The following is a 19,035-nucleotide window of genomic DNA, read 5'->3' as shown; positions in this document are numbered from 1 at the left end:
AAAAATGACCTACCTATGCTCTTCAGCATCGCTACATCTATCCAGACGTTTCCAGAAAAAGTATATCACAAGGTACAGGTTTTGTAAAATATTTCAAATATATTATTGATAACGTTCGGAAATTAAGAAAAACACGGTCGTCCGTGTTTTAATCTTTCTTATCTTTTTCTGAGTTGGAGTCTTCTGCTCCTCCATCGACTGCCTTTTTAAACTCTGAAAACATTTTTCCAATAGACTGCCCTAGCTCTGGCAGACGTTTTGGCCCAAAAATCAGTAAGGCACCTAGGACGATAACGATAAGCCCTGGTAGTCCGATGTCTTTTAAAATTCCCATTACGATGTTCTCCTTTTCTCAATCATTTTACTCAATAGGATACTAACTTCATACAGCAAAATCAGCGGCACTGTCATTGACAGGTCACTGATGAAATCAGCCGGCGTCAAGACAACTGCTAATACCAATAAAACGAAATAGGCATAGCGTCTATATTTTATCAAAAATTGCGGTTTGAGCAAACCGATTGATGTGAGAAAGGCCACAATGATAGGCAATTCAAACAAACAAGCAATCGGAATGGTCGTGTGAAATAGAAAGGACAGATAGTTCTGCGCTGTCATCTGGACAGCAAATAAACCATCACCTAAAGAGAGCAAAACTTGCAAAATAGCAGGGCTGATAAAGTAAAAACCAAAGGCCAAGCCCAAGATAAAGCTGAGAAATGTAGCTGGTATGTAAGCAAAAATTGCCTTGGCCTCACTATTTCTCAGAGCAGGGCGGATAAATTCCCAAAGCTGATAGACCATAAAAGGCAGGGTCAATGAGAGAGCCACAAGACTAGCCAAGCTAATATAAATCCAAAGGATGTCGTCTGGTCCCAATACAATCAGCTTCTGCTCAAAAGAAGCGGTCAACCATTTGTAAATATCCGCTGCAAAAAGTAGACTGACCAGAAAAATCAAACCGAACCAGATTAAGACAACAAGGAAGCGCCATCTAAATTCCGTCAAATGCTCAACAACAGTCTGTTCCTTATTAGGCATCTGCTCGCTCCTTTTGCCGATTTCTAAAGGTCACATAAAGGACAACGACAAGAAAGATGGCTTGACTTAGTACTACTTCTAGGCTCGGATAAATTCCCAGCCAATCAATGGTTGGAAGATGAGACAGCAAGTGACTAGGAAAAATAGCAGTTAATTGCAGGGCATGAATGCTGACACCTAACATCTTAAAGGCCAAGGCATAGATCAGCCAGGTCAGACCAAAGAAAATCCGATGAGGCCGAATCAAACTGCTGGCCTTAGTCATTAGAATTGCGAGCAAGACTAAAACCAAAATAGCAAGTCCCAGTCCTAAAAAGAAATCTAGAGCAGTAATGCGCGGTAAAATTCCTGCATAGAACAAGATGGTTTCTGCTCCTTCACGGAAGACAGCGAGAAAGCTCAGGGCAAACATGGAAATAAAACTACCACTAGCTGTCACTGCCTGCATCTGACTTTCCATGAAGTCATTCCATTTCTTGACGGAGGACTTACTGTGGAGCCAAATGCCGACCAAAATCATCATAACAACCGCAAAAATCCCCACTGCTCCCTCAATAATTTCACGATTGGAGCCAGAGGCAACGGCTGGAAAAAGAGTTTGCAGCAAAATGGCAATGGCCGTACTGGCTAGTACGCCCAAACCAGCACCAGTATAGACCCATTTGAGGCCTTTTTTCATCTTGGAGGCCTTAAGCGTCGTGACAAGTGCCATCACAATCAAGAGAGCCTCAACACCCTCACGCAACAAAATCAGCATGGCATCAAAGAAAGTATAAGATCCGCTGGTGTCAATCTGTTCTAGCTCACTAATCAAGGACTCGAGCTGGTCTTGATACTCCTTGTCCTTGCCTTTCACCATGATGACAGGCGACTGGCTTTCTACTTTGGTATAGAGGGAGGGATTTTTAGTGCTGACATCTCCTTCAACGCTTGGCCAAATCGTGATAAATTTCTTCATCGCAGCCTTGCCCTGCTTTTCGTCTCCTTTTTGGAAAGCAAGCAGAGCTTTTTTTAGCAGGCCAATACCATCTGCCAGTGTAAGATTTTCACTGCTAGCAGACGCTTCCTCTCCCTTGACAAAGCTATCAATCGCTGCCGTCAGGTCATCATAGGAAGTTTGAATAGCTTCAAAATCCGTTGGCTCCGTCTCAATAGCACTCCGTAAAAATGAAATAGCAGTTTCCACCTTACCATAATGAGCCGTACTATGATCCCGCACCACTCCTTCATTGGCGGTCCAGGTCGAATTCATTTTTTTATAGGCTTCACGAATCTTTTCAAGATCTTTGCTCTTAATCGCTGCCTGAAGAGCTTGAAATTTTGATTCTAATTTATTAACCAGCTTGTTTTTTTCCGCCTCAAGATCAACAGGATTCTGCTCCTTTTCAAAAGCCAAAAGAGAAGCTGAAACCTTGGTCAGCTTATCCTCTGTCACATCGCCTGAGATAGTCAATGCCTTGCTGACTTCTTTCCCTGCAGCTGAGTCATGGTTGCTTAAAGCCGCAAATTCAGTCTGGATTTCTTTCAGCAACTCTTTGGCACTGGCTTGGTCGCCCTTTTGAACGGCGGTACTGGCATCCGTAATCTTGATAAAGAGACTACTATAAGAATCCTCAGCCGATACAGGCTGAGCTAGGAGTACGAGCGCCAAAAGTAAAAACAGGATCTTATTCAAATAATTTCTGACCAAGATATTCTCCTTCTTTGACACCGCCGAAGCAAGCAAACAAGCCACTGCCCACATGGGTGACATATTCATTCATCTTATCCTGTGCTCCAAGATTGGTCTGCACTTTGATAAAGCTGTCAGGATCCTTTTGGAAAGAGATAAAGAGGAGGCCTGTATCAAATTGACCGGTTGTTTCGTCAATACCATCCGAATAAGAATAGGAACGACGATAGAGAGGCTTGTCGACTTCTTTGGCCAGCCGTACATGTGCATCAACTGGAAGCAAGTCCAAGTCTACCTCATCAAATTCATTCTTCTTACCAAAGGGCGCTCCGCTCTCCTTATAACGCCCAAAGGTATTTTCTTGCTCTTGCAGATTGGTCCGATCCCAAGTCTCAAGAAACATCTGAATCCGACGGACAGCCATGTAGGAGCCACCCTTCATCCAGTCCTTGCTATCACACCAAACCACCTTATCAAAATCTTTCTCCTTGGTGACATTGGCTGTGCCATCTTTAAAACCAAATAGATTGCGGGGAGTAGACATACGATCGCCAATGGCAGCAAAGCCAGCCTGACTCCATTTCATGGTAACAGCATTTCGCGCTTTACGAACCAGATTGCGAACGGCATGAAAAGCCACCTGCTCGTCATCTGCGCAAGCTTGAATGACAATATCCCCACCAGTATATTTCTCTTTTAGTTGTTCCTTAGGGAAAGGAGGCAGGTCGCGAAATTCCTTGGGCTTTTTATTCTCCAAGTCCATTTTTTTGAGGAAAGAGGCGGAGATGCCAAAGGTCAAGGTCAGTCGATAAGGGTTGAGCCCGACTGTTTCTCCAGTATCCGTAGGTGGCAAGAGGGAATTAGAACCATCTTTTTTGACTAGCTCCCCATTGACCAACTTTTCACTGTAAGCGGTCCAGTCCTTGAACATCTGGATAACGGTCTCTTTATCCGTCGTATGCAAGTCCAGAATGACAAAATAGATATTCTTTTGCATGGCTGTTGTGATACCAGCTTGATGCTCACCGTAAAAACTGATTTCTTCTTCACCGTCAGCCAGTTTTTTGTCTTCCTTCGCTTGATTAGCGAAAAAAGCAGATGCACTGGAGACACCAAGTGCTAAGCCTGCGCCTCCAATCCCTGCTTTTTTAAGAAATTCCCGACGATCCATTTTTTTATTAAACCATTTTTCGTCCTTGGTCATCTTCTTACTTCCCATCTAGGATGATACCCATTTGAGAGAGAGGCTCGCCCAGTTTTGTGACAGCTTCTCCTAGCTCTTTAGTATCTTCCTTGCTCAATTCGGTATAAAGTTTATAATTCTTAGAATCAGTCATGTGCTTGTCTAACAAACTATTAACATTCTTGAACTCAGTTTCTATACTTTTTACCAGTTTTTCATCTTTCTTCTCAATCAAAGGTTTAAAGAGTTCGAAAATCTTTTCTGCCCCTTGAATATTGGCACGAAAATCATACAAATCCGTATGTGAAAAGATTTCTTCTTCACCAGTAATCTTGCTGGTCGCCACTTCGTTAAGGAGATCAACTGCACCAGTCAGCATGATATCTGGCGTAACCTCAACAGTCGCGATTTTAGCCTTTAATTCTTTGATATCATTGACCAACTGGTCTGCATATTTCTCTGTACCAGTCGTTGTATTAGTTTCCCACAGAATTTTTTCAATCCGGTGGAAGCCTGACCAGCCTTCTTCGGTCTTGTTTTCATCCACATAGTCAGCTAAGCGAAAGTCAATCTTCACATCAGACTCTCCAAAGCTTTCGGCAATCGGCTCTGAACGCTCGTAGCTCATGCGAATTAGCGGATACATTTTCTTGGCTTCATCAAGCTTGCCTTCTTTGAGCGTATCTCTGAATTTCTCCGTATCCGTCAGTAATTGGTCGATTTCTTTCTGCACAAAAGCCTTATACTCTGTTGTTGCCTTATCCAAAGCTTTCTGGTCAGAGGACGATAGACTTGTTTTAGCTTCCGAACTGCTGGCACTTGTATTCGATTTTTGATTAGCAGCACAGCCAGTCAGTAAAATAGCTGTTGACAATAAGACAATTCCAAGTTTTTTCATCTTGACTCCTTTATTTTCCCTAAAAGGGGCGAATTCATATAAATTATAACAATTTATTTCTCATATTTCAATAAATTGTCAGATAATTATAATAAAACTTTCCTTTCTGAGCATAAAATGAGCATTTCAAAGCAAGATATCCTTAATTTTGCCAATTTCTGACTTCTTAACGACTACATAAATCGTATCTCCTAGGTAGAGACGACTGACTCCATTGACCGTCTGGGTCTTGCCCTTATGGATATTCATGGTGATTAAAACGCCATGCGGTAGCTCCAATTCATGCACCTGCCGACCTGCGATCTTTTCTGAAACAGGAATTTCAATCAAGGTTGTCTCTCCGTCATCTTCAATCCGATCTGGCAGCATTTTTTCAAGCATGGCTTCATAGACAGGCGCTCCCTTTAGCAGATCCATAGCAATATAGGCCATCAGAGTGACCAAGCCCAGTGGCATAAGATTTCGAATATCTCCCACCATCTCTGTCACGAGAATCATAGCTGTCAGCGGAGCTTTGGAAATAGCACCAAAATACCCACTCATTCCCAAGATGATAAAGATTGGAAATTGTTCCTGCGTGATAAAGCCAGCCTCTACACAAAGGGCTCCAATTGCTGCGCCTAGTAAAGAACCCAAAGCCAGAATGGGCAGGAAAATACCACCTGGAAGTCCGCTACCATAACTAATCATACTCCATACAAAACGGAGTAAGAAAAAGAGAAGCAAGGTTCCAACTGTGTAATGAGCACTCGTCAGAGACAAAATCAGCTGGTTCCCGCCGCCCAGTAAATGAGGCAGAAAATAGCCAATCGGAACGATTAAGACAAAGGCAAAAATCGGATAGTAAGCTTTTGGTAATCTAAAAAATTTGCCTAGGGCTTCATAAACTAGATGAATATTAAGGACTGCTTTTTCATAGAGAAAACCTGCCAATCCTAAAAACAGGCCCATCAAGATATAGATCCAGTACTGATTCAGCCCCATGAAAGGAATATTATCCGGCATATCCAAAACAGGAGTCAGGCCAAATATAGACAGTGAAATAAAATTTGCCACCAAACTTGCAGCCAAGGTTGAAACCCAAAAGAAGCGGGAAAAATGATGGTACACTTCCTCAACAACAAAGAGCAAACCTGCAATTGGCGCATTAAAAGCCGCGGCCAAGCCCGCAGCTGCACCACTAGCAATCAAGGTCCGCTCCTCTACCGGACTCAAGTTCAGCCACTTGGAGATACCTTTTCCACTCATCGCTCCTAGCTGAATACTCGGTCCCTCACGCCCCAGCAGCAAGCCACTGGAAATTGCTAAAATACCAACTAAGAATTTTTTCCAGAGAATGCTCCACCAAGAAAGTGACATCAAGCCTTTCAACTCGGCCTCAACTTGTGGAATCCCTGAACCCTTTATATCCTTGTCTGTAGCTACCAATCTAGCATTTACAAAGACAATAAAAGCATACAAGAAAAGCAAGGCTACTAGCCAAAACCACTCACTCCTGCCCCTCACATAAGCCGCCTGAATCAAGTGAAAACTTTTCTCAATCAAAAAACGAAATGCTCCCACTACTAGTCCAGCAAAAATGCCCACCAGAATCCCTCTAGATACTTGGGAAATGATGGAGCTGGAAATAAAATTAAATTCTTTTCTCGTATCAGAAATCTGTTCTTTTTGTTTGATCATCATTTCTCTCCAAAAGATCTTATAGCAACATTTTAGCACAACATGTGGGCAAGAAACAAGGCGATAGCCATGAACATTTTGCTTTTGGACATAAATTTTTTAACATCAACTTTATCAGATTTAAAAGAATGCCAAAAATGCAGTTTAAACATCAAAAAAACGACCTTGAAGGTCGTTTCGTGTTTAGATTGACAAATCTTCTCGATCAATCTTGTGAGCTGTTCGATAAGCTTGGTAGAAAATGAAGACAGCTACAGCAGTCATAGCAGGAACGATAACTGGGATATCCGTTTCAATAGAAGTCAATGGAGAGTTCCAGAAGAAGTGGAGAACAAAAGCTGATAAGAAGTAAAATAGACCAGCTTTAAAGTAGACCTTTTGAGTCTTAGCAAATCGGAACATCAGAGCTAATCCGATAGTGGTCAAAGCAGTGTAAAGCCAGTGAGAAGCTACCCCACCAGTGATACGACCTAAAATACCAGAGATAGTGAAGGAAAATCCTTCAGGTAGGTCGGAAAGGATATAAGAAAAGTCCTCACTAATCTGAAAACCTATGCCAGCTGTAATTCCCAACAGTAAAAAGCCTTTAAGTTTTTTAACTGGGACTAGATAGACAGCGAAAGCAACCGCCAAAAGCTTAAGTGGCTCTTCAACCAGCGGAGCTGCGAGGGCATTCTCCAGATAACTAATCACTGTATTTGGGAAGCTCGTGCTAACCCACTCGTGGATATAAGTATTGGCTAATCCAGACGTCCAACCAGAAATGAATAGACCACCTAGCAGAGCAATCCCAAGGCTAAGTGCAGGCGTCTGCCATTTTTTACCCAAGCCGCGAATCAAAAGTAGAGCTGGAATGATATAGAGCAGGGCTAAAAGGGCTGACAGTCCGACAATTCCATAACCAGTACCTGACATACTGCCAGTAGTATAAGCTTGCGTCTCGTATTCCAAGCCAATCGCGCTCAGAAGGAGAAAAATGAAAAGAACAATATTTTTCTTCATAAGTAACTTTCTAAAATTTTATTTTCATCTTAGTATAACAAAAAAATCTAAAATAGAACTAATTTTAAGACTCATTAGAATGATTATTAATTATTGTACGAGTTGATAAACATATAATATATATGCCTCGTTCTGTATTGTATTGACAATTCAACTTGATAAAACAAGTAACAAAAAAGTCCCTCATCGGGACTATTGATTGATTATTTTTCAGCTGTAAGTGCAGCCATTGTGATGTAGTTGTATGGTTTATTGAAGTGTGGCAGGAAGAATAGGTCTGTCAAAGCCAACTTGTCAATTGTTACATGCTCTTGGATAGCAAGTGAGAACATGTGGATTCCCATGCTAATTGCAGAATCACGAGACACCATTTGCGCACCAAGGATTTCACGGCTGTCTTTATCAAAGACAATCTTGATGGCAACTTCGTGGTTGTCGTGTTTGATAAATTCTGGTTTTTGAAGATCGTTAAAGCCAGTTTCAGTAGCGTTGTAGCCAGCTGCTTTTGCTTTTTCAAGAGTCAAACCAGTTGAAACCATGTGAAGACCGTAGATAGAAATACCATTTGATCCTTGAACACCGATTCCTTCCAACTCATGACCACAAGCGTTGTAAGCACCCACGATACCAGTACGTACAGCGTTAGATGCAAGGGCGATGTAGCTTGTGTCTTTACGTGCATTGTCATAAACAGTCGCACAGTCTCCAACAGCGTAGACACCTGGAATAGAAGTTTCTTGTTTCTTGTCTACAAGGAAGGCACCGTTGCGGAAGAGTTCAATCTTACCATCCGCAAGAGCTGTGTTTGGACGGAAACCAACTGCAAGAACCACCATATCCACATCAAATGTTTCTTTGTCTGTTACCAAGCGTTCAACTTTACCATCACCTTGGATTGCTTTAACTGTTTGACCAAGTGCCAAGCGGATGTTGTGGTCTTCCAAGTTCTTCGCCATCATTTGAGTGAAGTCTTTGTCGTAGTAGCCGTTCAAAACAGTGTCTACGATATCCACAAGCACCACTTCTTTTCCAAGACGCTCGAAGGCTTCGGCAAGTTCTACACCGATGTAACCACCACCAACAACGGCAATGCGTTCAAGGTGTTTGCTCTTGTCCTCAAGTTTTTCAATAACTTCTTCAGCATTTTGGTACAATTTAACGAATTGGACATTTTCAAGAGTCGCTTTAAATTCGCGGTTCCCCTTAACGATTTCAACGCCTTCGATTGGAGGCAAGATTGGAGTTGAACCAGTTGCAAAGATCAATTTATCATAAGACTCTTTGTGTTCTTTACCTTCAACTTCTGCAGTCACAACTTTGTTATCGTAGTCAATTGAAAGAACTGGTGAGTTCATGTAAACTTTAGCGCCTTTAGCTTCCAATTTTTCTTTATCAGAATAGAAGAGACCTTCTGGGCCATCGATCTGCTCACCGATCCAAAGCGCCATTCCACAACCAAGGAATGAAATATTTGAGTTTTGGTCAAATACCACAATTTCATTTTCATGACCAAAGTTGTCCAACATCGTATTAATACAAGCTGTACCAGCGTGGTTAGCACCAACTACAACGATTTTACTCATAGAATAATCCACCTTTAAATTTAATTTACCAAACTAGTATACCATGTATCTGTTAGCGTTTACAAGATATATGCTCAGAATTTTTTAAAATTTGGCAAATAACTTTTATTTTAAACAAAAAATTTCAGTTTTTCTGAAAATATTATATATTTACAATTGTGAAAACGGTATCTTTCTGTTATACTAATAGAGAAGATTAAGAAATTTAATAGGGAAGGTTGTGATAAAAGTGGATCTTATTTCTAGATCCATCCATTTAATGGGATCGACTATCACTATTTCGATTCTCCATGAAAATGCCGACAGTCTTTTAGACCAGGTATTTTCTCTCCTAAGATTGTATGAAAAGCGCTTTAGTGCAAATGATGACAGCTCTGAGCTCATGCAAATCAATCACGCTGCCGGTAAACATGCCGTTTGCGTTCATCCTGATTTGTTTGAGTTGATTGAGTTGGGAAAAAAACATAGTCTCGCTCCGGACAGTCATCTCAATATTACCTTGGGACCCTTGATTCAAACTTGGCGAATTGGCTTTGCAGATGCGAAAGTTCCCAGTCCAAAAGAAATCAAGCAAGCGCTGTCACTTACTGACCCTGAGTGTATCGAGTTAGATGCAATTGCCTCCAGTGTTTTTCTGACAATGGAAGGCATGAAAATCGACTTAGGCGCCCTTGCAAAAGGTTATATTGCAGATAAAATCGCTGCTTTCTTACGGAGTCAAGGCGTTGCTTCTGCCCTCATCAATCTTGGTGGAAATATCTTAACCATCGGTCTAAATGAAAAAAATAATCGTTGCTGGCGGATTGGCATTCAAAATCCAATCTTGCCACGTGGAAACAACCTAGCTCTTCTGTCAGTTCAGAATCAGTCTGTCGTGACTTCAGGAATATATGAAAGAAAACTGCAGGTAGATGGCAGGGTTTATCATCATATTTTTGACCGTACCACAGGCTACCCAATCGACAATCAACTAGCTAGTCTCACGATTGTTTCATCAAAGTCCGTCGATGGTGAAATATGGACGACCCGTTTATTCGGGGAGAGCCCTACTTCCATCTTAGAGAAAGTCGAACAAGAAAATGGAATCGAAGCCTTCGTTATTACAGAAAATCATCAAATTTTTTATTCATCTGGTCTCAGCCCAGAAATCTTATCCTAAATCCAGAAAGGAACCTACTATGTTAAAATTTATCGGTCTAGTTGGTACAAACTCAAAGAAATCAACCAACCGCCAACTCCTTCAGTACATGCAAAAGCATTTCGCTGATAAAGCAGAAATTGAGTTGATTGAAATCAAAGATATTCCTATTTTCAACAAACCGTCTGATATGCAAGTTCCAGAGATCGTTAAAGAAATCGCTGCGAAAATTGAAGCCGCTGATGGTGTTATCATCGGAACGCCTGAATATGACCACTCTATTCCTGCTGTTCTTATGAGTGCCTTGGCTTGGTTGTCTTACGGTATTTATCCATTACTTGGTAAACCAGTGATGATTACAGGAGCCTCTTATGGAACTCTGGGTTCATCTCGCGCCCAACTACAACTCCGTCAAATTTTGGATTCACCAGAACTCAAGGCTTCTGTTATGCCAGGTTCTGAGTTCCTACTTTCTCACTCACTTCAAGCCTTTGATAAAAATGGAGACTTGATTGACCTCGAAACCATTCAAAAATTGGACGCTCTTTTTGATGACTTCCGTTTGTTTGTTAAAATTACAGAAAAGTTATCAAGTGCCCAAGCACTTCTTCATCAAGAAGCTGAAAACTTTGACTGGGAAAAATTGTAAGAACTAGAAGGGAAAGAATCACATGAAATTTGTTGGACTTGTCGGCTCAAATGCAGACCAATCATACAACCGTAAATTACTAGAATTCATCAGAAAACAATTTAAACTGAAATTTGAATTAGAAGTTTTGGAAATTGATGAAGTTCCACTCTTTAATCAAGATGAAAAATGGGACGAATCCTTCCAGCTGCGCCTTTTGTACAACCGCATCACGCGCGCTGATGGTGTCATCATTGCCACTCCTGAGCACAACCACACCATTACAGCAGCTCTCAAGAGCGTCCTCGAATGGCTCTCTTATGAGGTTCACCCATTTGAAAGCAAGCCTGTCATGATTGTGGGAGCTTCCTACTACGACCAAGGAACGTCTCGTGCCCAAGTACATTTGCGTAAGATCTTGGATGCTCCAGGTGTCAATGCTTATACTTTACCAGGAAATGAATTCCTTCTTGGTAAAGCGAAAGAAGCTTTTGATAATGAAGGCAACATCACAAACGAAGGAACTGTTAAATTCCTTGAATCTTGCTTAGATAACTTTGTTAAATATGTTGAGGTAGTCTCAAAATTGAAAAAACCTAAACCAATTGCTCCTGAAGACTTAGATGTCACGAACCCAATCGCAACAACCATCACAGAAGTTGACCCTGACGATCCAGAATGGGTAGAAAAAGCTGCAAAAGCTGTTGGTGCTGTTTCTGGCGATACCTATGTCAAGCTTGACCATGGTATCCTGACTGTTAACCAAATCGACATGTTCTTAAAGGCTATGCCGTTTGAATTGACTTATGCTGATGATAACAACCAGTTCCTTTACTATAACAACGCTCATCAAGATCCAGACACTATGTTTGCCAAACGTGTACCATCCCAATCAGGTGGCCGTCTCTCAACTCTACACAACTCTCTTCCTGCTGCCCGCATGAAGAACGTAGAATGGGTAGTTGGTGTTCTTCGTAATGGTGATCAAGAGTACGTTCGTACAATCGTGCCGGGCTCACCAGCAGGTGTTATCAATACCCATAACTACCAAGCAATGTACTATCCTGACGGATCCTACGCTGGTATCAACGAAATCGTCTTCAACTTCCAGCCTTGGCTAGATTGGTATCTAAAAACAACTGGTCAACGCTTGGTTGGAGGAAGTGGTCCTTTTGCTCCTGCAGCTGCAGCAGCCGATGCCACTTCTGGTGCTTCAGATACTGGCGGTGGTCACGGCGGTGGAGATACCGATGCAACATCTGGCGCTAGTGCTTAATCAGAAAAAAATGAAAAGAATGGATTTTCACATCCATTCTTTTTTTTATTTTATTTCATCTCCTTGAAGGCCTTTTCTGCTTCTTCGTTGCTGATTGCTCCAAATTGAATCTTCCCAATTTTTCCTTGGCTATCAATGAGGATTTCAGTTGGAATACTGCGAACCTGATAGGCTTGGAAGATTGCACCAGACGTGTCAAATAGAACGGGCACATCCTTATATCCTTGTTCTTGATACCATTTTGGGAAGTCCTCAACAGACTTCTCTCCTTGGAGACCCGGTGCTACAATAGACAATATTTCAAAATCACGGTCCTTTTTACCAGCTAACTCGACCAATTCTGGCATGCTTCGCTTACAAGGTCCGCACCAAGAAGCCCAGAACTTCAGATAGACTTTTTTTCCACGGTAATCAGAAAGCTTGACAGTTTTTCCATCCATCGACTGAAGAGTAAAGTCCGGTGCCTCCTGGCCAACTGCAACCAGCGATTGGACACTTGTACTGGACTGGCTTTGACTATCCATCCCCTTTTCGTCAGATGAACAAGCTGATAGTGTCAGAAAAGCTATCGAAGCAACAACGAGCGAAAGAATTCTTTTCATCTTTTTCTCCTTTTATCCAAAAATTCCTGATAAAGCATTTAACTGCCCGAGCATGAGAAGGATTCCCATAAAAATAATTAAGGCCCCTCCAATTTTTTTCATTAGCCCCATATAGGGTTTGATTTTTGAAAAATACCGCATAACGAAGCTAGAAGCTAAAGCTAAGAGGAGAAATGGCAAGGCCATTCCCAAAGTATAAACCAGTGTCAAAAGCGCTCCTTGGATAGCTCCATTTCCTCCAGAGGCAGCTAGAGCCAGAACCGAACTAAGGACAGGTCCAATGCAAGGTGTCCAACCAAAACTGAAACTAATACCAAGCAAAAAGGCTGACAGAAAATCATTCCGACGACTGTTCTTCTTAAATTCCACATTTTTATGGAATTGTAACTGCCTGATATTAATCAGCTCCATCTGGTGAATTCCGAGCAAAATGATGATGATCCCCATCAGATAACGGAATTTCTCATCGTAAATCACTCTACCTAGGAATCCTGCACCGAAGCCTAGTAGAAAGAAAACTAAAGAAATTCCAGCAATGAAACACAGGGTCTTGATCAGACCAGTCCAAGCGATCTTTCTGCCTAAAAACTTGACTTCTCTAGGCTCTTCTTCATCTAGTAATATCCCTATGTAGACTGGTAACAAGGGAAAGATGCAGGGTGAGAAAAACGAGAGAATTCCAGCCAAAAAGACCGAAACAAAAAATAAACCAGACTCCATCCCAACCTCCTTTAAGATGTGTTTTCAATATTATTATAACAAACGATTTAAATTTTTCCACATTTTGCTACACTATCCTCATTTTTGTATCATTTATCGGAGAAGCCATCTGTAAAAACACTATTTTGCTCCTAAACAAGAAAAAAAGCCGGAAATTTTCCGGCTTGGATATTGAAGGATAGCGAACTCAATCATCTGAATCTAGTGGCAAATAAAGACAAATCTGGGTGAATGTATCTGGTTCGGACTGGATTTCCATATGGTAGTCTTCTCCGAACTGCAATCTCAAACGTTGATCGACATTTTTCAGACCGACACCACCTAAGCGAGGGAGAGTCTTATCCACTGAATTTTGGATATCAAAGCCACGGCCATTATCATAGATAGACAATATTAGCTGTCCCTCTTCTGCTTTCGACGTCACCCGAATCATGCCTTGTCGGTCGATTTCCTTGATGCCATGGTAGATGGCATTTTCAACCAAAGGCTGAAGTACTAGCTTGGGCAGTTTATAATCAGCTATAGATTCATCCTCTTCAATCTCATATTGGAGCTTGTCGCCATAGCGCTGCTTCTGGATAAAAAGATACTGACGAACGTGATCGATCTCATCTTTGAGGGCAATCTGTTCGTGTCCTTGATTAAGCGCCAAACGGAAATACTGAGCGAGTGATTTCGTTACCTCAACAACACGCTTGCTATCATTAAATTCAGCCATCCAGACAATCGTATCCAAGGTATTATAAAGGAAATGGGGATTGATTTGAGCTGAGAGAGCTCGGAGCTCATAGCGGCGAACATTTTGTTCTTCAGTCTTAACAGCTTCCATTAGTTGTTCGATTTGATCCAGCATTTTATTGAACTGCTGAGCCAAGTCAACTAACTCTGGAGAACCCTTTGCTTCCGCACGCAGATTTGAGTCACCTGCCCCAATCTTCAGAATAACTGCTTGTAGATTCTGCAGAGGCTTAATCCACAAACGCAGGACGAACCAAATACCAGTCAAGCACAGCAGGAGTGCTAAAACGCCCATTCCCACAAAAGAATAAAGCATTTGTGACTGAAGCATCTGCAATTGCTCTAATGAGGCAACGCCAATTAAAGTCCAGTCGCTGTCCGCAATATCAATCTGGTAGACAAAAGCCTGTTTCTGGTCTGCGTAACCATCCTTGACCGAGATATAGGGCTGCATCGCTTTCATTTCTTGATTGGATGAATAAACACTCTTCTTAGGATGATAGACAAATTCATGCTGGCTATTGACAATAAAGCTAAAGCCCTTCTTCCCTAGCTGAAGCTGATCCAAATAGGCTTTGAGACTCTTATAGCCGATATCCAGACGCAAAACACCGAGATTCTGTCCTGCTTCATCCATTACTTCCTGAGTGACAGAAACAACCCACTTCTCTTTCTCTGATGACAGAGATTCTTTCCGAGCAGGAGTCAAGACAGGCATGGCTCTGGTATGGATAGCTTCCTGATACCACTTTTCATTCATCATATCAGAGGATGTCTGCATACTGATTTGAGAATCTGTTGAGACCACGCGCCCGTCCTTGGTGACCAATACTGCCGACACCAAATCCGGATCTGTCTCAATGATGGTTTTCATCAAAGTCTGAACTGACCTTTGGCTGCTTTCTTGATTCTGAGCAAACTTACGAATCGTTTCTTCCTTACTCAGTGTGGAGGTAGTCTGTTTTAATTTCTGCAAATAGGAAGCAATGAACTGCCCGCTTTGCTCCATGCTATTTCGCGTCGTCCGCTCTGTCAGCTGCCGAATAGTCTGCGAGCTAGTCTGATAGTAGAGACTCCCAACAAATCCCAAGAGTAAAAGAACCAGCAGAAAAATATAGACAATCAACTGGATAAGAAGCGGATAACGTTTCATTTCTCCTCTCCTTTTTTAAACTGCCGAGGTGTCAGTCCGACCACCTGCTTGAAGCGCTGAGAAAAATAGTTCATATCTTCAAAACCTACCTGCTCTGCTATTTCATAAATCTTCAAATCTGTGGTTAAGAGTAAGAGTTTAGCTTTTTTCATCCGCTCTTGAATCAGATAATCTTGAAAAGGCAAGCCTAATTCTTTTTTGATAAGAACACTTAGGTAGGACGGACTAAATCCCAATTGGAAAGCCAAACTTTTCAAGCTTAATTCTGAATCAGCTAGACGCGCGTGAATAGCCTCTTCCAACTCAGAGTGCTGTCCCTGATCGACCAAGTTTTGAATCTGGGCTTTTTTACGTTCCTTATCAAGCTTGGTCTGCACCTTGGCCAACATCTCCTCAACATCATCCTTGGAAAATGGCTTGAGAAGATAGTCATCTGCACCTAACTTAATGGCCGTCCGAGCATAGTCAAAGTCATCATAGCCTGTCAGGAAAACGATATGGCACTTAGGAGCCTGGTCCCTGACTAGCTTGGCCAGTTCAAGGCCATTCATCTGTGGCATATTGATATCGGTCAGCAGGATGTCAGCAGGATTTTCCTGAAATTTCTGCCAAGCTTCTATTCCATTTTCAGCCTGGGCAATGACCTGCATACCAAACTGTTCATAGTCTACCAAGGACGCAATTCCCTGTCTTACCAGATACTCATCCTCTACAATCATAATTGAATACACAAGATTCAACTCCTTATTTTTACTGGATTTATTATAGCAAATTTTTAATCAAAATGCTCTTAAACATAATCCAACAGATAACCGTAGCCCTTCTCCTCCATCTCAGCTTTTGGAATGAACTTGATTGACAAACTATTAATACAATAGCGCAAGCCACCCTTGTCCTTAGGACCGTCTGTGAAAACATGGCCCAGATGTGAATTTCCAACCCGACTGCGAACTTCTGTCCGTGTCATGTTGAAACTCTTGTCTTCTTTGTAAGTCGCAACATCTGGACTGATAGGGCGTGTGAAACTCGGCCAACCGCAGCCTGAGTCAAACTTATCCTTTGATGAAAAAAGAGGCTCGCCTGTCACCACATCCACATAGATACCAGCATCAAACTTATCCCAATAGCGGTTAGAAAAGGCCCGCTCTGTGTCATTCTTTTGTGTAACTGCGTATTCTTCTGGCGAGAGCTTAGCCTTAATCTCTTCATCGCTAGGCTTAGGATAGCGACTAGCTTCGATAACAGGATAAGCAGCTTGATTGACATCGATATGGCAATATCCATTAGGATTCTTTTTTAAGTAATCCTGATGATAATCTTCTGCTTTGATAAAGTTTTTCAGAGACTCTTTTTCAACAGCCAAAGGCTTATCATATTTCTTAGCAACTTCATCAAAGACCTGATTAATAGTCTCAAGATCAGCTTCGTCCTTATAATAAACACCTGTCCGGTACTGGGTACCCTGATCATTTCCCTGCTTGTTTTTAGAAGTTGGATCAATAATACGGAAATAATGTAGTAAGATTTCTTTGAGAGATATCTTTTTAACGTTATAGGTAATTTTTACCGTCTCAGCATGACCAGTTTGGGAAACTAATTCATATTTGGTCGTGTCGCTCTTACCATTTGCATAGCCTGATACTGCATCAATTACACCTGGCACGCGAGAAAAGTACTCTTCTACTCCCCAAAAACAGCCGCCAGCCAGATAAATCTCCCGCTTGTCCTCTTCCTTGACATCTTCTTTCTTCTGTTTAGTCACTTCTGTCTTGCTCATAGAGGCTTTCTTGATTTGCTCAATATTGGCCTGAGATGGGTTAATAGACATGGAGCCCTTGATTAAGAAAAATAGACCAAAACAGGCAAGCAAGCCAAACAAAACCAGAAAAATCTTCCATTTGCCTTCCATGCTCATTACTCCTTTCTACTTGATTTCTTTCAGTGTTTTTTCAATATCTTCCTTGCTCATATAGCCCACATGAGTTTTAGCAAGTGAGCCATCACTATTGATAAAGAGAGCAGATGGATACGAGCGAATACCGTATTCTTTCAGCAATTCTCCCTTGGTGTCCATGAGAACTGGGAAATCTTTGTAATCCAAAGACTTGTACCATTCCTTGAAATCATCTGCTGACTTTTCTCCATTAAAAGTCGGAGACACTACTGACAGGACAACATAATCTTTTCCAGACTGCTCCTTAGCCAAATCATTGGTATCTCCAAGAGTGGATAGACAAATAGAGCACCAAGATGCCCAAAACTTAAGGTATACTTTCTTGCCTTTGAAATCAGACAACTTGTAGGTCTTGCCGTCTACTCCTTGCAGACTAAAGTCCTTAGCCATTTTTGTAGCTTGATTAGAATTTGCCTTACTAGTCATGGAACTTTTATCATTTTTAGAAGCTTCCGAATTCATTTGCTGATTTGAGCAAGCTCCCAATAAGCCGACACAAAGCAGACTGGCAGTCAAAATCGATAGTTTCTTCATCATTTTCTTTCCTTTCAAAATAAGGAGAAAGCCGACAAAACTGACGACTTCCACCCTTATTGATAATTTTATTTTTCAGATGACATTTCGGATGAATCTTTCATGTCATCTTTCATGCTTGAGTCGCTTGATTTCATATCATCTTTCATGTCAGACTTGCTGTCGGACATCATAGAAGAGTCCTTCATATCATCCTTTTTCATCTTATCATCAGACATGCTAGAGTCTTTCATATCCTCCTTCTTCATGTCGTCTTTTTTCATATCATCTTTCTTCGTCATGCTGCTGTCGTCCATCTTTTTCATGTCTGAATTTGACTTTTGACTGGAGCAAGCAGCCAAGGCAAAGATACTAAGAGTAGCCATTGTAAGGGTAGCGATTTTTTTCATGATATTTCTCCTTTAATTATATAATATTTATCCAAATAGTGACGCTAAAGCGTTTAGATTCCCGAGCATAAGTAGAATTCCCATAAGAATGATGAGAACTCCGCCAACTTTCTTAAGCGTTCCCATATAAGGTTTGAGTTTTGCAAAGCGCTGTACTACCCAGCCGGAAGCCAAAGCCATGGCTAGAAAAGGAAGGGCTAATCCAAGTGTATAAACCAACATAAGTAAGCCTCCCTGAAGAGCGCCGTTACCGCCAGAAGCAGCAATTGCTAAAACAGAGCTCAGAACAGGTCCCACACAAGGCGTCCAACCAAAGCTAAAGGTGATGCCTAAGAGAAAAGCGTTAAGAAAATCACTTCTTTTACTATTCTTTTTAAGTTGGATGCTCTTTTGCTTTTGCAGTTGTTGGATATTGATAAGTCCCATCTGGTGGATTCCCAGTAGAATGACAATCCCGCCCAGAACATAGCGAAACCAAGGGGCGTAGAGGACTTGCCCTAAAGCACCAGCACCGTAGCCCAAGACTAAAAATACAGTCGACAATCCCGCTATAAAACAGAGTGTCTTGACCATCCCATACCAAGAAAGCTCTCGTCCTAGAATCTTGAACGTCCTCGGCTGGTCTTCATCTAACAAGATTCCTACATAAACCGGCATCAGCGGTAAGATACAAGGGGAGAAAAAGGAAAGAATCCCCGCCAGAAAAACAGAAATAAAGAACAAAAAACTTGTTGCCATTTCAAAAACCTCTCTATCAATTTTCTGACTCTAGTATAAAATAAAAATCTCCCTAAAAATAGGGAGATCGATTTGGAAAAACTTGAATTTGGTTTTATCTTTGCTA

The 19,035-nt window shown here is 41.6% G+C and carries 19 protein-coding genes; 3 read left to right on the top strand and 16 right to left on the bottom strand.

Annotation, left to right across the window (positions count from 1 at the left end; genetic code table 11):
• Nucleotides 1–148: 148 nt before the first annotated feature.
• The 8 genes from D8797_RS06400 to nox all read right to left on the bottom strand — a co-directional run bounded on the left by D8797_RS06400 (nucleotide 149) and on the right by nox (nucleotide 9,059).
• Complete coding sequence (locus D8797_RS06400) at nucleotides 149–334, bottom strand: twin-arginine translocase TatA/TatE family subunit (RefSeq protein WP_045496898.1); 186 nt, start codon at nucleotides 332–334, stop codon at nucleotides 149–151.
• Nucleotides 334–1,041: a twin-arginine translocase subunit TatC gene (gene tatC / locus D8797_RS06395; protein ID WP_125379715.1), complete on the bottom strand. Its 708-nt coding sequence runs from the start codon at nucleotides 1,039–1,041 to the stop codon at nucleotides 334–336. Before tatC ends, D8797_RS06400 begins: the two co-directional genes overlap by 1 nt.
• Nucleotides 1,034–2,731 (bottom strand): FTR1 family iron permease, encoded by a 1,698-nt coding sequence (locus D8797_RS06390; protein ID WP_125379714.1) that lies wholly within the window; start codon nucleotides 2,729–2,731, stop codon nucleotides 1,034–1,036. Before D8797_RS06390 ends, tatC begins: the two co-directional genes overlap by 8 nt.
• On the bottom strand, nucleotides 2,709–3,917 hold the full coding sequence (gene efeB, locus D8797_RS06385) for an iron uptake transporter deferrochelatase/peroxidase subunit (RefSeq protein ID WP_125379713.1): 1,209 nt from the start codon (nucleotides 3,915–3,917) through the stop codon (nucleotides 2,709–2,711). The genes D8797_RS06390 and efeB overlap by 23 nt, the downstream gene beginning before the upstream one ends.
• A 4-nt stretch (nucleotides 3,918–3,921) precedes the next feature.
• On the bottom strand, nucleotides 3,922–4,794 hold the full coding sequence (gene efeO, locus D8797_RS06380) for an iron uptake system protein EfeO (protein ID WP_125379712.1): 873 nt from the start codon (nucleotides 4,792–4,794) through the stop codon (nucleotides 3,922–3,924).
• A 126-nt stretch (nucleotides 4,795–4,920) separates the two neighbouring features.
• Nucleotides 4,921–6,474: a H(+)/Cl(-) exchange transporter ClcA gene (locus D8797_RS06375; protein WP_125379770.1), complete on the bottom strand. Its 1,554-nt coding sequence runs from the start codon at nucleotides 6,472–6,474 to the stop codon at nucleotides 4,921–4,923.
• A gap of 183 nt (nucleotides 6,475–6,657) precedes the next feature.
• Complete coding sequence (locus D8797_RS06370; RefSeq protein WP_125379711.1) at nucleotides 6,658–7,476, bottom strand: PrsW family intramembrane metalloprotease; 819 nt, start codon at nucleotides 7,474–7,476, stop codon at nucleotides 6,658–6,660.
• 203 nt (nucleotides 7,477–7,679) lie between these two features.
• A complete protein-coding gene (gene nox, locus D8797_RS06365) occupies nucleotides 7,680–9,059 on the bottom strand; it encodes a H2O-forming NADH oxidase (RefSeq protein WP_000036764.1) in 1,380 nt (459 codons plus the stop codon).
• 229 nt (nucleotides 9,060–9,288) lie between these two features.
• Between nox and D8797_RS06360 the strand changes: the two genes are divergently transcribed.
• Genes D8797_RS06360 through D8797_RS06350 form a run of 3 tightly spaced genes read left to right on the top strand, consistent with a single transcriptional unit; the run spans nucleotide 9,289 to nucleotide 12,101 of the window.
• Nucleotides 9,289–10,218: an FAD:protein FMN transferase gene (locus D8797_RS06360; RefSeq protein WP_312023864.1), complete on the top strand. Its 930-nt coding sequence runs from the start codon at nucleotides 9,289–9,291 to the stop codon at nucleotides 10,216–10,218.
• Nucleotides 10,219–10,237: 19 nt separating this feature from the next.
• The gene (locus D8797_RS06355; protein ID WP_005589803.1) at nucleotides 10,238–10,846 is read left to right on the top strand and encodes an NADPH-dependent FMN reductase; all 609 of its coding nucleotides are present in this window, start codon (nucleotides 10,238–10,240) and stop codon (nucleotides 10,844–10,846) included.
• A 22-nt stretch (nucleotides 10,847–10,868) separates the two neighbouring features.
• Entirely contained in the window at nucleotides 10,869–12,101 is a 1,233-nt protein-coding gene (locus tag D8797_RS06350; protein WP_125379709.1) for an NAD(P)H-dependent oxidoreductase, read from the top strand.
• Between the two features lie 50 nt (nucleotides 12,102–12,151).
• Here the strand turns inward: D8797_RS06350 and sdbB are convergent, their stop codons facing one another.
• The 8 genes from sdbB to ccdA2 (D8797_RS06310) form a co-directional block, all read right to left on the bottom strand.
• The gene (sdbB, locus tag D8797_RS06345; RefSeq protein WP_125379708.1) at nucleotides 12,152–12,703 is read right to left on the bottom strand and encodes a thiol-disulfide oxidoreductase-associated lipoprotein SdbB; all 552 of its coding nucleotides are present in this window, start codon (nucleotides 12,701–12,703) and stop codon (nucleotides 12,152–12,154) included.
• Between the two features lie 12 nt (nucleotides 12,704–12,715).
• The gene (ccdA2, locus tag D8797_RS06340; RefSeq protein ID WP_125379707.1) at nucleotides 12,716–13,423 is read right to left on the bottom strand and encodes a thiol-disulfide oxidoreductase-associated membrane protein CcdA2; all 708 of its coding nucleotides are present in this window, start codon (nucleotides 13,421–13,423) and stop codon (nucleotides 12,716–12,718) included.
• 187 nt (nucleotides 13,424–13,610) lie between these two features.
• A complete protein-coding gene (locus D8797_RS06335) occupies nucleotides 13,611–15,314 on the bottom strand; it encodes a cache domain-containing sensor histidine kinase (RefSeq protein WP_125379706.1) in 1,704 nt (567 codons plus the stop codon).
• Nucleotides 15,311–16,045, bottom strand: a complete 735-nt coding sequence (locus D8797_RS06330; RefSeq protein ID WP_125379705.1) for a response regulator transcription factor — start codon at nucleotides 16,043–16,045, stop codon at nucleotides 15,311–15,313. The genes D8797_RS06335 and D8797_RS06330 overlap by 4 nt, the downstream gene beginning before the upstream one ends.
• A 59-nt stretch (nucleotides 16,046–16,104) precedes the next feature.
• The gene (gene msrB / locus D8797_RS06325) at nucleotides 16,105–17,223 is read right to left on the bottom strand and encodes a peptide-methionine (R)-S-oxide reductase MsrB (RefSeq protein ID WP_125379704.1); all 1,119 of its coding nucleotides are present in this window, start codon (nucleotides 17,221–17,223) and stop codon (nucleotides 16,105–16,107) included.
• A gap of 15 nt (nucleotides 17,224–17,238) precedes the next feature.
• Nucleotides 17,239–17,802 carry a TlpA family protein disulfide reductase gene (locus tag D8797_RS06320; protein ID WP_125379769.1) on the bottom strand — a complete coding sequence of 188 codons (564 nt, stop codon included), beginning with the start codon at nucleotides 17,800–17,802 and terminating at the stop codon, nucleotides 17,239–17,241.
• A 68-nt stretch (nucleotides 17,803–17,870) separates the two neighbouring features.
• Nucleotides 17,871–18,191 carry a hypothetical protein gene (locus tag D8797_RS06315; RefSeq protein ID WP_125379703.1) on the bottom strand — a complete coding sequence of 107 codons (321 nt, stop codon included), beginning with the start codon at nucleotides 18,189–18,191 and terminating at the stop codon, nucleotides 17,871–17,873.
• 27 nt (nucleotides 18,192–18,218) lie between these two features.
• On the bottom strand, nucleotides 18,219–18,929 hold the full coding sequence (ccdA2, locus tag D8797_RS06310) for a thiol-disulfide oxidoreductase-associated membrane protein CcdA2 (RefSeq protein ID WP_125379702.1): 711 nt from the start codon (nucleotides 18,927–18,929) through the stop codon (nucleotides 18,219–18,221).
• Nucleotides 18,930–19,035 lie beyond the last annotated feature (106 nt).

The sequence above is a fragment of the Streptococcus cristatus genome, from assembly GCF_003944225.1.
GTDB classification, from domain to species: domain Bacteria; phylum Bacillota; class Bacilli; order Lactobacillales; family Streptococcaceae; genus Streptococcus; species Streptococcus cristatus_K.
The sequence above is the reverse complement of the archived record's forward strand: the minus strand, read 5'-3'. Positions and strand labels throughout refer to the sequence as shown.

Coding starts and splice junctions, on each gene's coding strand:
- D8797_RS06400 (WP_045496898.1), bottom strand. CDS start 334: ATGGGAATTTTAAAAGACATCGGACTACCAGGGCTTATCGTTATCGTC.
- tatC (WP_125379715.1), bottom strand. CDS start 1,041: ATGCCTAATAAGGAACAGACTGTTGTTGAGCATTTGACGGAATTTAGA.
- efeB (WP_125379713.1), bottom strand. CDS start 3,917: ATGACCAAGGACGAAAAATGGTTTAATAAAAAAATGGATCGTCGGGAA.
- efeO (WP_125379712.1), bottom strand. CDS start 4,794: ATGAAAAAACTTGGAATTGTCTTATTGTCAACAGCTATTTTACTGACT.
- D8797_RS06375 (WP_125379770.1), bottom strand. CDS start 6,474: ATGATCAAACAAAAAGAACAGATTTCTGATACGAGAAAAGAATTTAAT.
- D8797_RS06370 (WP_125379711.1), bottom strand. CDS start 7,476: ATGAAGAAAAATATTGTTCTTTTCATTTTTCTCCTTCTGAGCGCGATT.
- nox (WP_000036764.1), bottom strand. CDS start 9,059: ATGAGTAAAATCGTTGTAGTTGGTGCTAACCACGCTGGTACAGCTTGT.
- D8797_RS06355 (WP_005589803.1), top strand. CDS start 10,238: ATGTTAAAATTTATCGGTCTAGTTGGTACAAACTCAAAGAAATCAACC.
- D8797_RS06350 (WP_125379709.1), top strand. CDS start 10,869: ATGAAATTTGTTGGACTTGTCGGCTCAAATGCAGACCAATCATACAAC.
- sdbB (WP_125379708.1), bottom strand. CDS start 12,703: ATGAAAAGAATTCTTTCGCTCGTTGTTGCTTCGATAGCTTTTCTGACA.
- ccdA2 (WP_125379707.1), bottom strand. CDS start 13,423: ATGGAGTCTGGTTTATTTTTTGTTTCGGTCTTTTTGGCTGGAATTCTC.
- D8797_RS06335 (WP_125379706.1), bottom strand. CDS start 15,314: ATGAAACGTTATCCGCTTCTTATCCAGTTGATTGTCTATATTTTTCTG.
- msrB (WP_125379704.1), bottom strand. CDS start 17,223: ATGGAAGGCAAATGGAAGATTTTTCTGGTTTTGTTTGGCTTGCTTGCC.
- D8797_RS06320 (WP_125379769.1), bottom strand. CDS start 17,802: ATGAAGAAACTATCGATTTTGACTGCCAGTCTGCTTTGTGTCGGCTTA.
- D8797_RS06315 (WP_125379703.1), bottom strand. CDS start 18,191: ATGAAAAAAATCGCTACCCTTACAATGGCTACTCTTAGTATCTTTGCC.
- ccdA2 (WP_125379702.1), bottom strand. CDS start 18,929: ATGGCAACAAGTTTTTTGTTCTTTATTTCTGTTTTTCTGGCGGGGATT.